13 protein-coding genes are annotated in these 13,142 nt (G+C 71.3%); 7 read left to right on the top strand and 6 right to left on the bottom strand.

The genetic code is table 11. The annotated features are described in order from the left end of the window. Positions 1 to 39: 39 nt before the first annotated feature. Positions 40 to 549, bottom strand: a complete 510-nt coding sequence (locus QSK15_RS07365) for a hypothetical protein (RefSeq protein ID WP_285793484.1) — start codon at positions 547 to 549, stop codon at positions 40 to 42. Between the two features lie 384 nt (positions 550 to 933). On the opposite strand from QSK15_RS07365, the gene QSK15_RS07360 reads away from it, so the two are divergent. Continuing rightward, the gene (locus QSK15_RS07360) at positions 934 to 1,872 is read left to right on the top strand and encodes an endonuclease/exonuclease/phosphatase family protein (RefSeq protein WP_285794350.1); all 939 of its coding nucleotides are present in this window, start codon (positions 934 to 936) and stop codon (positions 1,870 to 1,872) included. 104 nt (positions 1,873 to 1,976) lie between these two features. Here the strand turns inward: QSK15_RS07360 and cimA are convergent, their stop codons facing one another. Next, the gene (cimA, locus tag QSK15_RS07355; RefSeq protein ID WP_285793483.1) at positions 1,977 to 3,560 is read right to left on the bottom strand and encodes a citramalate synthase; all 1,584 of its coding nucleotides are present in this window, start codon (positions 3,558 to 3,560) and stop codon (positions 1,977 to 1,979) included. A 304-nt stretch (positions 3,561 to 3,864) separates the two neighbouring features. Between cimA and QSK15_RS07350 the strand changes: the two genes are divergently transcribed. From QSK15_RS07350 to QSK15_RS07335, 4 genes are all read left to right on the top strand, one after another. Then, on the top strand, positions 3,865 to 4,041 hold the full coding sequence (locus QSK15_RS07350) for a thioredoxin domain-containing protein (RefSeq protein WP_285793482.1): 177 nt from the start codon (positions 3,865 to 3,867) through the stop codon (positions 4,039 to 4,041). Positions 4,042 to 4,043: 2 nt separating this feature from the next. Next, on the top strand, positions 4,044 to 4,574 hold the full coding sequence (gene ahpD, locus QSK15_RS07345; protein ID WP_285793481.1) for an alkylhydroperoxidase, AhpD family: 531 nt from the start codon (positions 4,044 to 4,046) through the stop codon (positions 4,572 to 4,574). Positions 4,575 to 4,658: 84 nt separating this feature from the next. Continuing rightward, a complete protein-coding gene (locus QSK15_RS07340) occupies positions 4,659 to 5,117 on the top strand; it encodes a PRC-barrel domain containing protein (RefSeq protein WP_285793480.1) in 459 nt (152 codons plus the stop codon). A 55-nt stretch (positions 5,118 to 5,172) separates the two neighbouring features. Then, positions 5,173 to 5,928 carry a tyrosine-protein phosphatase gene (locus tag QSK15_RS07335; RefSeq protein WP_285793479.1) on the top strand — a complete coding sequence of 252 codons (756 nt, stop codon included), beginning with the start codon at positions 5,173 to 5,175 and terminating at the stop codon, positions 5,926 to 5,928. A gap of 85 nt (positions 5,929 to 6,013) precedes the next feature. On the opposite strand, the gene QSK15_RS07330 is transcribed toward QSK15_RS07335, so the two are convergent. Next, positions 6,014 to 7,111, bottom strand: coding sequence for a branched-chain amino acid aminotransferase (locus QSK15_RS07330; RefSeq protein WP_285793478.1), 1,098 nt, complete (start codon positions 7,109 to 7,111; stop codon positions 6,014 to 6,016). A gap of 162 nt (positions 7,112 to 7,273) precedes the next feature. Then, on the bottom strand, positions 7,274 to 8,305 hold the full coding sequence (locus tag QSK15_RS07325) for a 3-isopropylmalate dehydrogenase (protein ID WP_285793477.1): 1,032 nt from the start codon (positions 8,303 to 8,305) through the stop codon (positions 7,274 to 7,276). 228 nt (positions 8,306 to 8,533) lie between these two features. On the opposite strand from QSK15_RS07325, the gene QSK15_RS07320 reads away from it, so the two are divergent. Both QSK15_RS07320 and QSK15_RS07315 read left to right on the top strand, forming a co-directional pair. Continuing rightward, complete coding sequence (locus QSK15_RS07320; protein WP_285793476.1) at positions 8,534 to 9,376, top strand: FAD:protein FMN transferase; 843 nt, start codon at positions 8,534 to 8,536, stop codon at positions 9,374 to 9,376. A 309-nt stretch (positions 9,377 to 9,685) separates the two neighbouring features. Then, on the top strand, positions 9,686 to 10,042 hold the full coding sequence (locus QSK15_RS07315) for a hypothetical protein (protein ID WP_030337238.1): 357 nt from the start codon (positions 9,686 to 9,688) through the stop codon (positions 10,040 to 10,042). 76 nt (positions 10,043 to 10,118) lie between these two features. Here QSK15_RS07315 and serA read toward each other — a convergent pair whose 3' ends face one another. Beyond that, on the bottom strand, positions 10,119 to 11,717 hold the full coding sequence (gene serA / locus QSK15_RS07310; protein ID WP_285793475.1) for a phosphoglycerate dehydrogenase: 1,599 nt from the start codon (positions 11,715 to 11,717) through the stop codon (positions 10,119 to 10,121). A 399-nt stretch (positions 11,718 to 12,116) separates the two neighbouring features. Then, positions 12,117 to 13,130, bottom strand: coding sequence for a ketol-acid reductoisomerase (gene ilvC, locus QSK15_RS07305; RefSeq protein ID WP_285793474.1), 1,014 nt, complete (start codon positions 13,128 to 13,130; stop codon positions 12,117 to 12,119). Between the last annotated feature and the right edge of the window lie 12 nt (positions 13,131 to 13,142).

Below are 13,142 nucleotides of genomic sequence, written 5' to 3'. Positions count from 1 at the left end.
CCCGACGCCACAGGCGACGGGGGCCGGGTGCCGGTTCGGTCAGGGTGTGTGAGTGAGCAGGGTGAAGCCCAGGTCAGCCGGGGTCCCGGCCGAGTTGCGGGTCTGCACGAAGACCGCGTTGGGCGTGCTCAGCCGCGGAGCCACCGAGATCTCGCCAGCCGGCGGGATGCAGCAGGCGTCGGACCGCGAGATGGTGGCCAGGAAGGCACCGGCCGAGACGGTGTAGCCGAACTGCACCTCGTACTGGCCGGGGCCGTACTTGAGCACCGTGCCGGTGCCGCGCGCCTTGGTGCCGTTGGAGTTGACGACGGTGAAGACGTTGGTGGCCACCAGCGTGGTGGCCGCGCCCGACTTCAGCGCGGCTTTCGCCATGCGCGCCGACTCGGCGGTGACCGGAGGTTGGGCGTTGCTGCCGCGTGCCGCCGGCTGGACGGCCTCCTGCGGCGCCTTCGCCGCCGGCTGGGCGATAGCGATACCCCCGCCGGCCAGGCTGAGGCCCAGGACGGCGAACGTGACCGCCGCCAACTTACGTCGGAAGGATGTACTCATGACAGGTCCCCCTTGTGTGACCGTGCGAATTCGGCCGACCCGCGGGGCGGGACGGATGACTGCCCATAAATAGGAGCACGACGACTACTGGGCGAGGGAAAGCCAACTCACTTGCACCCTGGTAGATTGATTTCTCGGCAATCTACATCCCATCTGAGCTGCGGATACTACTCAGAGTTGCGTCGTTTGAGCCAGATGGAACGTAGCACCGGAAAAAGCAGCCAGTCAATAGTTGATCTCGCTTTTCCGGGGTGTCAACCAGCCGTCAGATAATTGTGAAAGGTGAGCGCGTCACCATTCATGAATGGTTTCTGACGCCCGGCTAGGATCATCGGCGTGACCGTCGACGCTGCACCCGCGCACCCGTTCACCCGGCTTCGCACGGTGCTCTGGTGGCTTGCCGTCGTACCCACAGCCCTGTGGGCGGCCGCGCGGCTGATCGGCCTGGACCGAGGGCCGTTGGTGCAGGCGCTCGCCTTCACCCCGTACGTCGCGGGCGTCAGCGTGCTGGTCCTGGGCCTCGCGCTCGCCCTACGGCGCTGGTGGCCGGCGGCGCTCGCGGCAGTGGCGGCGGTGGCGCTGCTCGGCACCGTCGCACCGCGGGCGCTGGCCAACCCGCAGCCGGCCGCGGCCGGGCCGACCGTGCGGCTGCTCACCGCCAATCTGCTCGCCGGGACCGGTGACGCGCGGACGCTCGTGGAGCTGGTCCGGCGACACCAGGTCGACGTGCTCACCGTGCAGGAGTTCACCCCGGACGCGCAGGCCGCCCTGGACCAGCTCGGCCTCGACACGCTGCTGCCGCACCGGCAGCTCAACCCGGAGATCGGCACCGCCGGCTCGGGGCTCTACTCGCGGTGGCCGATCACGGACATCGGTGTCCGGCGCAACCTCGAAGGTTGGGGCTTCAGCCAGGCGTACGCGACGGTGTCCGTCCCCGGTGGGCCCCCGGTCCGCGTCGAGTCGGCCCACCCCTCGGCGCCGTACGCCCTGGACCAGGTGGGCGCCTGGCGGGCCGACCTGAGCGCCCAACCACCGGCCACTCCGGACGGCGGCCTGCGGATCCTCGCCGGGGACTTCAACGCCACCCTCGACCACAGCCCACTGCGGGCCCTGCTGCGCACCGGTTACGTCGACGCCGCCGACGCCACCGGACAGGGCCTGACCGGCACCTGGGGCCCGTACGACGGCGACCTCATCCCACCCGTCACCATCGACCACATCCTGGTCGACCACCGGATCGCGGTCCACGCGGTGCAGGTGCTCGCGCTACCCGGCAGCGACCACCGCCCCGTCCACGCCACCCTCACCCTCCCCGTCTCCTAACCCCCACCCCGCCCGCCCGCGATCGTGCGCTTTCTGTCCCGTCACAACGAGCAACAGACTTGTCTCGACAACACAAAGTGCGCGATCGCGGGTGGGGTTCGGGGTTAGACAGGGGTGGGGGCGAGGCCGTAGGTCAGGGCGTCCACCAGGGCGTGCCAGCTGGCCTCGACGACGTTCGGATGGACGCCGACCGTGGTCCAGTCCCGGCCGCTGCTGTCGGAGGTCTCCAGCAGCACCCGGGTCACCGCCCCCGTGCCGTGGCTGCCCTCCAGAATGCGCACCTTGTAGTCGGCCAACTCGAAGTCGCGCAGCTGCGGGTAGTGCCGGGTCAGCCCCACCCGCAGCGCCTCGTCGAGGGCGTTGACCGGGCCGTTGCCCTCGGCGGTGGCGATCACCCGCTCACCGCGAACCCGGATCTTGACGGTGGCCTCGGAGACCACCCCACCATCCTCGCGGTGCTCGACCAACACCCGGTACGACTCCAGGGTGAACGGTCGGGCCGGGCCTCCCTCGGGCAGCTCGGAGCGGACCAGCAACTCGAAGGACGCGTCGGCCGCCTCGAAGGACCAACCACCCGCTTCCAACTCCTTGACCCGCTTGGTGACCCGGGTCAGGGCGTCCGGGCTGCTGGCCAGGTCCAGGCCCAGCTCACGGCTCTTCAGCTCGACGCTGGCCCGACCGGCCATCTCGGTGACCAGGATCCGCATGTCGTTGCCCACCACCGACGGGTCCACGTGGTTGTAGAGCAACGGGTCGACCTTGATCGCGCTCGCGTGCAGTCCCGCCTTGTGGGCGAAGGCGGCAGCCCCGGCGTACGCCTGGTGGGTGTCGGGGGCGATGTTGGCGATCTCGGCGATGGCGTGCGAGACCCGCACCATCTGCGCCAGGCAGCCCTCCGGTAGGACGGGCATGCCCAGCTTGAGCTGGAGGTTGGCGACGACCGCGAAGATGTCGGCGTTGCCCGGGCGTTCGCCGTACCCGTTGGCGGTGCCCTGCACGTGGCGCACACCCGCCTCCACGGCGGCGATCGTGTTGGCCACGGCGCAGGCGGTGTCGTTCTGGGCGTGTATGCCGAACAGCGCGGGGTCGATTCCCAGCCGGTCGGTCAGGTCGCGGATCACGGCGGTCACCTGGGACGGCAGCATGCCGCCGTTGGTGTCGCAGAGCACCATCCGCTCGGCCCCGGCGGCGAGCGCGGTCTGCACCACCGCGGCACCGTACGCGGGGTCGTGCCGGTAGCCGTCGAAGAAGTGTTCGCCGTCGACGAAGACCCGCCGGCCCTCGCGGACGAGGTGGTCGACGGTGTCGTGGATCATCGCCAGGTTCTCCGCGCCGGTGGTGCGCAGCGCGCGCTCGACGTGCCGGATGTCGGCCTTGGCGACCAGGGCCACCGCCGGTGTCTGCGCGTCCAGCAGGGCGCGCACCTGGGGGTCGTCGGCGACCGGCACGCCGGCCTTGCGGGTGGCGCCGAACGCGACGAGCACGGCGTGCCGCAGGTCCAGTTCGGTGCGGGCGCGCCGGAAGAACTCGGTGTCCTTGGGTACCGCGCCCGGCCAGCCGCCCTCGATGAAGCCGACGCCGAACTCGTCGAGCAGCCGGGCCACGGCCAGCTTGTCGACCACCGAGTAGGTGAGCCCCTCGCGCTGGGCGCCGTCGCGCAACGTGGTGTCGAAGACCTGGAACGTCATCAGGATCCTTTCTCGGAGCAACAAAAAGACCTCCCGCGGATGCGGGAGGTCTGCGCGCTCGGCAGAGGGGAGAGCCGGCGCGCTAGGTCGCAATAATCAGGACGGTGCGTGTCACGATGGCTACTCTGCCACCCCACCCGTGGTTTTGGGAGGAACAATCCACATGCCGAGACGATTACTGAGGGTTCGTTCAGCCCGTGCCATCGCCCGTGATCGGCTTCACACGTCACCAGGGCGCTCACCGGCAGGAACAGCGGTGCGGAAGCATCTGGAACTGGCCACGTGCCAGTTGCAAGGAGGGCCCGTGCTCACCGTCAGTAACCGCTTACCTGAGCACGGACTCACCGCCTGCGTATCGCTGGGCGCCACCAACGCGTCCAAGACGATCAACCACGCGTCCCACGAGGGCAAGTGGCGTCTGGTCTTCGTCGGGCCGATGGACGAGACCTCCATCAGCCCGACGAAGATCGCCGGGGTGTGACCATGGGCCTGGACGCGCTCACCGCAGCCCTGCCGGCGTACGCCACGGACATCAGGCTCAACCTGGGCTCCACCCTCGGTGCGTCGACGTTGACCCCGGCGCAGACCTGGGGCACCGCGCTGGCCTGTGCGGTGGCCGCCCGTAACCCGGTGGTGCTGCGGGAGATCGCGGCCGAGGCGCTCGGACACCTCGGGCCGGAGGGGGTCGAGGCCGCCAAGGGCGCCGCGGCGATCATGGGGATGACCAACGTCTACTACCGGGCCAAGCACCTCCTCGGTGACGAGCGGTACGCCTCGATGCCGGCCCGACTGCGGATGCAGATCGTCGCGCGGCCGGGGGTGGACAAGGGCGACTTCAAGCTCTGGTGCCTCGCCGTGTCGACCATCAACGACTGCGACGTGTGCGTGCAGTCGCACGAGAAGACGCTGCGCGACCGCGGCTTCACCCGGGAACAGGTGCACGAGGCCCTGCGGATCGCCGCCGTGGTGCACGCCGCGGCGGTCACCCTGGACGCCGAGGCCGCGCTGGCCTGAGCTGGTACGCCGTTTCCGGTCCCCGACGGCCGGGTAGCTCCGACCGAGACATGAGTTGCTCGGTGACAGTCAGGAGTGAACGGCATGGACAGGATCGATCCGCACGCCACCCACGCCGGGCCGGACCCGCTACGCGGCGGTGACCAGGGCAGCGTGCCCGGCGGCGCGCCGGCCGGCACGTTCGACCCCTGGCGCTACCGCGACCAGGCCGGCGTGGCCGACGTCGACCTGGTCGGCTACAAGGTCGAGGCCACCGACGGTGGAATCGGCAAAATCGACAGCGCCAGTCACGAGGTGGGCGGCAGCTACCTGGTCGTGGACACCGGGCCCTGGATCTTCGGCAAGAAGGTGATGCTGCCGGCCGGCACCGTCAACCAGGTCGACCACGACCAGCGCACCGTCTCCGTCGACCGGACCCGGGACCAGATCAAGGCCGCCCCGGAGTACGACGAGACCAGCCACAGCGACCCGAGCTACCGGGACAAGCTGGGTGGCTACTACGACGAGACGTACGGCGCGCTGCCGCCTGGCACCGCCCGGTGACTGTCCGACCCGACGGCCGGTGGGGCGAGGTCCCACCGGCCGTTACCGTGTGAACGTGGACACCACCGAGGACGACTCCCAGCTCTCGCTCCCCGCCACCTTCAACTTCCGCGACGTCGGTGGCTACCTCGGCCACGACGAGCGGACCGTGCGCCGGGGCCGGCTCTACCGCTCCGACTCGCTGCACCGCCTCACCGAGCAGGACCAGGACGCGTTCGCCGCGATCGGGATCCGCACCGTCATCGACCTGCGCCGCCCCACCGAGGTGGAGCGGGACGGTCGGGTGCCGGCGTACCAGGGACTGACCTACCGGCACATCCACCCGGAGCACGCCGACTGGGCGGGTACGCCGCACGAGGAGGGCGCGAGCCTGGCGCGCTACCTCGCGGACCGGTACGCCGACCTGGCCCAGACCGGCACCGCCGGGCTGGCCGAGGCGGTCGGGTTGATCGCCGACTCCGCCAACGCCCCGGTGGTGGTGCACTGCGTCGCCGGCAAGGACCGCACCGGGATCGTCTGCGCGTTGACCCTGGCCGTGCTGGGCGTCGACGACGCGGACATCAGCGCGGACTACGCGTTGAGCAGCGCGGCGTCGGCCCGCTACAGCGCCTGGCTGGCCTCCGTCACCCCGGACGGTGTCGACGTGCCGGCACCGTTCCTGAGCTCACCCGCCGAGGCCATGCAGATCTTCCTCAACGAGCTGCGCGAGGGGCACGGCTCGGTCGAGGGGTACCTGCGCCACGCCGGGGTGACCGACGAGCAGCTCGCCGCGCTGCGCGACCACCTGCTCGACGAGCCCGCCCAGGCCTAGGCCGGCGACGACGCGCAGGACAACGTCGGGCACGCGTTGCTGCACCGGCCCGTCCGGGTGGGCGGGCCGGCCACAGCGACAGAGGTCAGAAGACCCGCTGCACCCAGCCGTACGGGTCGGCCGCCGTGCCCCGCTGGATGTCGACCAGCTGCTGGCGTAGGGCCATGGTGACCTGGCCGGGCTCGCCACCACCGATCAGGAACTCACCGTCCGGGAAGCGGACCCCACCGATCGGGGTGACCACCGCGGCGGTGCCGCAGGCGAACACCTCCCGCAGGCGACCGCTGGCGGCGTCGGCCTGCCAGTCGGCGAAGCTGACCGGCCGCTCCTCGACCCGGTGCCCGGCCGCGCCGGCCAGCGCGAGGACGGCGTCGCGGGTGATGCCCGGCAGGATCGTGCCGGTCAACGGTGGGGTGACCACAGTGCCGTCGTCGTAGACGAAGAAGACGTTCATGCCGCCCAGTTCGTCGACGAACCGGCGCTCCACCGCGTCCAGGAAGACGACCTGGTCGCAGCCGGCCTCGATGGCCTCCGCCTGCGCCGCCAACGACGCGGCATAGTTGCCGCCGCACTTGGCCGCGCCGGTGCCACCGGGCGCGGCCCGGGTGTAGTCCGGAGAGACCCAGACGGTGACCGGCTTCACGCCACCGCTGAAGTACGCCCCGACCGGTGAGGCGATCACCATGTAGAGGTACTCGTTGGCCGGGCGGACGCCGAGGAAGACCTCGCTGGCGAACATGAACGGCCGCAGGTAGAGGCTGCCGTCCTCGCCGGTGGGGATCCACTCACGGTCGATCTCGATCAGCTTGTGCAACGAGTCGACGAACACCTCCGGCGGCAGCACCGGCATCGCCATCCGCTGCGCGGAGGTGGCGAAACGGGCGGCGTTGGCGTCCGGCCGGAACATCGTCACGCCACCGTCGGCCGTACGGTACGCCTTGAGCCCTTCGAAGATCTCCTGCGCGTAGTGCAGCACCGCGCTGGCCGGGTCCATCGGGATCGGGCCACGGGCCTCCACCCGGGCGTCGTACCAGCCCTTGCCGTCGGCGTAACGGACGGTGACCATGTGGTCGGTGAAGACCCGGCCGAACCCGGGGTTGGCCATGAGGGCGGCCCGATCGGCGGCGGATACCGGCGCGGCATTCGGACGGATCTCGAAGTCGAGCTTGTCACCACCGCTCATCGCGTTGACCTCCCTGCGGAACAACGGCATGCGGGACCGCACACCGAGATGGTTGTGCCAGAAACCTACCCCGAACGGTCGTTCAGCGGGTAGCGCCGGCCGGGCCGGGCGGACGGCACCGGGCGGACCGGCACCGGGCCGGTCGCCGGACGGCCGGGACGGTCAGGCTACGGCGTGGGCGGCGAGCCGGTCGCCGACCTCTTCGGTACGCAGCGGTACGCCCGGAACCCGGCTGGCCAGCTCGGCGGCGACCGCCGCGTTGACCCGGGCGGCGGACTCGGCGTGCCCGAGCTGATCCAGCAGCAACGCGGCGGAGAGCACGGCGGCGACCGGGTCGGCGATGCCCTGACCGGCGATGTCCGGCGCCGAGCCGTGCACCGGCTCGAACATCGAGGGGTACGCCCCGTCGGGGTTGATGCAGCCGCTGGCGGCCAGCCCGATGCCGCCGGTGACGGCCGCGGCGATGTCGGTGAGGATGTCGCCGAAGAGGTTGTCGGTGACCACCACGTCGTAGCGCTGCGGCTGGGTGACCAGGAACATGGCCGCCGCGTCGACGTGCTGGTATTCGGTGGCGACATCCGGGTGCTCGGCGGCGACGGCGTCGAACGTGCGCGCCCAGAGCGACCCGGCGTGGGTGAGCACGTTGGTCTTGTGCACGAGGGTGACCTTGCGCCGCTCCCGGCGGCCGGCGCGGGCGAACGCGTCGCGGATCACCCGCTCCACGCCGTGGCGGGTGTTCAGGCTCTCCTCGGTGGCGATTTCGGCCGGGGTGTCCCGGTGCAGGGAGCCACCGGCACCGGCGTAGAGCCCCTCGGTGCCCTCACGCACCACCACGAGGTCGACCTCGCCCGGCTTCACATTGCCCAGCGGACCGGCGACCCCGGGCCAGAGCCGGGACGGGCGCAGGTTGACGTACTGGTCGAAGGCGAAACGGAGCTTGAGCAGCAGCCCCCGCTCCAACACACCCGGCGGAACCGTCGGGTCACCGACCGCGCCGAGGAGGATCGCGTCGTGCCCGGCCAGCTCGGCCAGCACCGAGTCGGGCAGCACCTCACCGGTACGGTGCCAGCGGGCGGCACCGAGGTCGTACTCGGTGGCCTGCACGTCGGGCAGCACCGCGTCGAGAACCTTGCGGGCCTGCGCGACCACCTCAGGTCCGATGCCGTCCCCGGCCACCACCGCGATCCGCGCCACGACCGCACTCCTCTGCTCAACGGTTCCGTCTGCGCAACGGTACGTCGCCGTCCCGCCTCCCGGTACGCAGCGTCCATGCTTTGGGACACGGGAATGCACAGCACCCTCTCAGCTGAGACTCATGCAGCGATCATCTCCGCTGCCTACGGTAGTGCTCAGTGGGTCGCGGGGGCCCGCTGACCAACGGGGTCGCGATGATGCGGCACCACGTGCGAGGGGGCAGATGCGATGCGCATCGACGAACAGCCACGGACCCGCTGGCCGGACCCGTCCGCGTTCCGCAACCGCCGGCCGGACCTTCGACTCGGCAGCCGCCGGCACCGGATCGACCCGACCGGTGCCACCGAGGGCCGGATCGCGGTGCAGCACACCGTCCGCACCGCGACCGCCGAGTACACCCTGCTGCTCAACGCCCCCGAGTGGCTCGGCCGCCGGGGCGTGGGCGAGGCGCTGCGGGACAGCGTCGCCGAGCTGCGCGCCATCGACCTCACCTACGGCCCCAACCGACCGGAGAGCCTGGTCTCCCGGCTGCGTCGGGGCGAGATCAGCCCCGAGTCGTACCCGCCGCTCGCCGACCTGGTGGACCGCTGCGCCGCGATGCGTGCCGCCACCGACGGGTGGTTCGACGCCTGGGCGGTACCCGGCGGCTTCGACCCGGGCGGCCTGCTCGGCGGTTGGACGGTGGAACGCGCCGCGGAGCGGCTGCGCGCCGCCGGCATCCACGACTACGCCGTCCTCGCCGGCGCCGACCTCGTCGTCCGGGGCCGCGCGCCGCACGGAGGGCCCTGGCGGGTCGCCGTGCACCACCCGACCGCACCCGAGCGCGCGCCGCTCGTGCTGGAGATGACCGCTGGCGCTATCGGCACCTCCGGCGTGACCGGACGGCAGGGGCACGTGGTGGACCCGCACACCGGCGAGCCGGCCGAGCACCTCGCCGCCGCCACCGTCGTGGGCCCCGACCTGGCGGTCGCCGACGCCTACGCCACAGCGCTCTACGCCGCCGGCCCCACCGGCCTGGCCTGGTTCCGGGGAAACTCCGACTATCGCGCGCTCTTCGCCCACCGTCGCTGAGCTGGTCAGGCCCGCGATCGGCCCCCACAGTCTCGGCAACGACCATGGGGGCCGGTCAGCGACGAGTGCGCGTGGCTCGCACAACCGAGGGGTGCGGACCGGTCGGGCCGGACGTCGACCGCGCCACCCGAAGACGGGCCGGCGCCTCGAACTCGGCCAGTGACCGCAGTGCGTACGCTAGCGAATCGACGCAACTCGACGCAAGAGTCTCCACACCGGACCGTTGTCACCGGGGACTGCGACATTCGGTGGTTGACCGGCGGCGAGGCAATTTCGACATGGTGAACGGCGGATGGCACGCTGTCCGCCGTGAGTTTCGATCTGAGCGTGTGGGCCCTGGAGGACGGGGCGACGCCCGAGGACGTGCGGACAGCGGTCGACGGTTGCCGACAGGGACGGCACGTGGACCGCTACCCCGACCCGCGGGTGGTCAGCTTCTACCGGGCGATCACGGCGTCCTATCCGGACCGTCACCCCGGCCCGGACAGCCCGTGGGCGGTGGCGCCGCTGCACGCGGCCCACGACCACGTCGAGTTGAACCTGCACCCGACCTGCGCGGACCAGGTGCTCCTGGACATCGAGCGGTTGGCCGGCGAACACGGGTTGATGCTCTTCGACCCGCAGGACGGCTCGGTCTACCCGCCCCCGGCCCGACTGCCCGGCTGACCCGACCAGCGGCAGTAGACGGGAAATGACGAGGGGCCCGGCGAATCGCCAGGCCCCCCACAGTGCTTGTCGGCTGTTACTCGTCGCGCAGGTCGGCGGCGCTGGCCGCGGTGGCACCGATCGACTCGGCGGCCGAGGTGAGCAGGTCGGCGCCGAGCGCCTGGTCGACGGTGAGCGTCATCAGCGTCTCGCCGCCCGCCTCCCGACGCGCCACCTGCATCGCGGCGATGTTGATGCCCGACTCACCGAGCAGGGTACCGACGGTGCCGACCACACCGGGTCGGTCGGCGTAGCGCAGGAAGAGCAGGATGCCCTCCGCGCCGATCTCCACGTCGAAGCCGTCCACCTCGGTCAGCTTCAGCACGTCCCGAGCACCGGACTGGGTGACGGTGCCGGAGACACTCACCGTCCGGCCGTCCGGCAGCGCGCCGCGCACCGTGACCAGGGTCGGCTGATCGGCCGTCTCGGCCAGGGTGGCGAGGGTGACCTCGACGCCACGCTCGGCGGCCAGGTGCGGGGCGTTGACGTAGGTGACCTGCTCCTCGACCACGGAGCTGAACAGGCCCTTGGTGGCGGCGAGCTTGAGCACCGACACCTCGTGGCTGACGATCTCACCGCGAACCTCGACAGTGACGCTGGCGGCGACCCCGCCGGCGACAGCGGTGAACGCCCGGCCGAGCTTCTCCGCCAGCGGCAGCAGCGGCCGAACGTCCTCGGCGACAACCCCGCCGGCCTGCACGTTGACCGCGTCCGGGACGAACTCGCCCTGCAACGCCAGCTTCACGCTCTTGGCCACCGCGAGACCGGCCTTGTCCTGCGCCTCGTGGGTGGAGGCGCCCAGGTGCGGGGTGGCCACCACGTTGTCGAAGGCGAACAGCGGCGACGAGGTGCACGGCTCCTTGCTGTACACGTCGACACCGGCGCCGGCGACCCGACCCTCGGCGATCGCGTCCGCGAGCGCCTGCTCGTCGACCAGCCCACCACGGGCGGCGTTGACGATGCGGACGCCGGGCTTGACGATCGCCAGCTCCTTCTCACCGATCAGGCCCACCGTCTCCGGCGTCTTCGGCAGGTGGATGGAGATGAAGTCGCTCTCCCGCAGCAGCTCCTCCAGCCCCACCAGGCGAACGCCGAGCTGCGCCGCACGGGCCGGCTGGATGTACGGGTCGTACGCGATCAGCCGGGTGCCGAACGCGGCGATGCGCTGGGCGAAGAGCACGCCGATGCGGCCGAGCCCGACCACGCCGACGGTCTTGCCCTGCACCTCGACGCCCGTGTACTTGGACCGCTTCCACTCCCCCGCCTTGAGCGCGGCGCTGGCGCTCGCGGTGTTACGCGCCACGGCGAGCAGCAACGCGACGGCCTGCTCGGCGGCGGAGACGATGTTCGAGGTGGGCGCGTTGACGACCATGACGCCCCGGGCGGTGGCGGCCGGCACCTCGACGTTGTCCAGACCGACGCCCGCGCGGGCGACCACCTTGAGGCGCGGCGCGGCGGCGACGGCCTCGGCGTCGATCTGGGTCGCGCTGCGCACGATGACGGCGTCGGCCTCGGAGAGCGCCGAGAGCAGGGCCGGACGGTCGGTGCCGTCGACGTGACGGACGTCGAAGTCGTGGGCGAGCACCTCGATGGCGGCGGGGGCGAGTTCTTCGGCGATCAGTACGACAGGATTCATCGGTCCTCGTAGAGGTCGTGTTTGCGATCGGCCCGGGCGGCCGGGCGCCGCACTGCGCCCTGCGCTGATCCGTGCCGTGGCCGTCAGGTGCCGGCTGCTGCACCTACAGGCGATCGTAGGGGCCCCGCTGGTCGGCGTGTTCCGGTCTTCGGGGTGAGTGCCCTCACACGCCCGGTCGGGCGACGGACATCGGCCGTTTACCGCGTCGACACGGTCGCTCAGGCCGCGCCGAACCCCGGTGGCGTCGGTCACCCGGTCACCGTGGGCGAGTGGTGGCCCACGAACACCACCGCCCGACGCATCGACGGGCGGCAGCATGCCGAGCAGCCCCGGGGCGGCGCTGGGGAGAGCGCCAGCCCAGGGGCTGCCGGTGGATCGTCGTCCGGCCGGGCCGGACGGTCAGGCGGTCTCGGTGATCGGGCGGTCGACCCAGCTCATCATGCCGCGCAGCTTCTTGCCGGTCTCCTCGATCGGGTGCGCCGCACCCTCGGCCTGCCACTTGGTGAAGTTGGGCCGGCCGGCCTCGTCCTCGGCGACCCACTCGCGGGCGAACTCGCCGGACTGGATCTCACCAAGGATCTTGCGCATCTCGTCCTTGACCCGGGAGTCGATGATGCGCGAGCCACGCGACAGGTCGCCGTACTCGGCGGTGTCGGAGATGCTGTAGCGCATCTTCGCGATGCCGCCCTCGTACATGAGGTCGACGATCAGCTTCAGCTCGTGTAGGCACTCGAAGTACGCGACCTCCGGGGCGTAGCCGGCCTCGGTGAGCACCTCGAAGCCGGTCTGCACCAGCGCCGAGGCACCGCCGCAGAGCACCGCCTGCTCGCCGAAGAGGTCGGTCTCGGTCTCCTCGGTGAAGGTGGTCTTGATCGCGCCGGCCCGGGTGCCGCCGATCCCCTTAGCGTACGCGAGGGCGAGCGCGAGCGCGTTGCCGCTGGCGTCCTGCTCGACGGCGACGAGACAGGGCACACCCTTGCCGTCGCTGTACTGGCGGCGGACCAGGTGGCCGGGGCCCTTGGGCGCGACCATCGCCACGTCCACCTCGGCCGGCGGCTTGATCAGGCCGTACCGGATGTTGAAGCCGTGGCCGAAGAAGATCGCCTTGCCGGGGGTGAGGTGCGGGGCGATCGACTCCGCGTAGATCCCGCGCTGGGCGGTGTCCGGCGCGAGCACCATGATCACGTCGGCCTCGGCCGAGGCCTGCGCCGGCGTGAGCACCCGCAGGCCCTGCTCCTCGGCCTTGGGACGGCTCTTCGAGCCCTCCGGCAGACCGATCACCACGTCGACGCCGGAGTCACGCAGCGAGAGCGCGTGGGCGTGGCCCTGGCTGCCGTAACCGATGACCGCGACCTTCTTGGCCTGGATCAGGCCGAGGTCGGCATCGTCGTCGTAGTACACCTCAACGCTCATGAGAACTTCCCT

The organism is Micromonospora sp. NBRC 107095 (assembly GCF_030269705.1).
GTDB classification, from domain to species: Bacteria; Actinomycetota; Actinomycetes; order Mycobacteriales; family Micromonosporaceae; genus Micromonospora; species Micromonospora parva.
This window is presented reverse-complemented; position numbering and strand designations above follow the sequence as displayed.

Excerpts from the sequence above, each read along its gene's own strand:
- QSK15_RS07340 (WP_285793480.1), top strand. The coding sequence starts at position 4,659 with ATGGACAGGATCGATCCGCACGCCACCCACGCCGGGCCGGACCCGCTA.
- serA (WP_285793475.1), bottom strand. The coding sequence starts at position 11,717 with ATGAATCCTGTCGTACTGATCGCCGAAGAACTCGCCCCCGCCGCCATC.
- ahpD (WP_285793481.1), top strand. The coding sequence starts at position 4,044 with ATGGGCCTGGACGCGCTCACCGCAGCCCTGCCGGCGTACGCCACGGAC.
- QSK15_RS07330 (WP_285793478.1), bottom strand. The coding sequence starts at position 7,111 with ATGAGCGGTGGTGACAAGCTCGACTTCGAGATCCGTCCGAATGCCGCG.
- ilvC (WP_285793474.1), bottom strand. The coding sequence starts at position 13,130 with ATGAGCGTTGAGGTGTACTACGACGACGATGCCGACCTCGGCCTGATC.
- QSK15_RS07320 (WP_285793476.1), top strand. The coding sequence starts at position 8,534 with ATGCGCATCGACGAACAGCCACGGACCCGCTGGCCGGACCCGTCCGCG.
- cimA (WP_285793483.1), bottom strand. The coding sequence starts at position 3,560 with ATGACGTTCCAGGTCTTCGACACCACGTTGCGCGACGGCGCCCAGCGC.
- QSK15_RS07365 (WP_285793484.1), bottom strand. The coding sequence starts at position 549 with ATGAGTACATCCTTCCGACGTAAGTTGGCGGCGGTCACGTTCGCCGTC.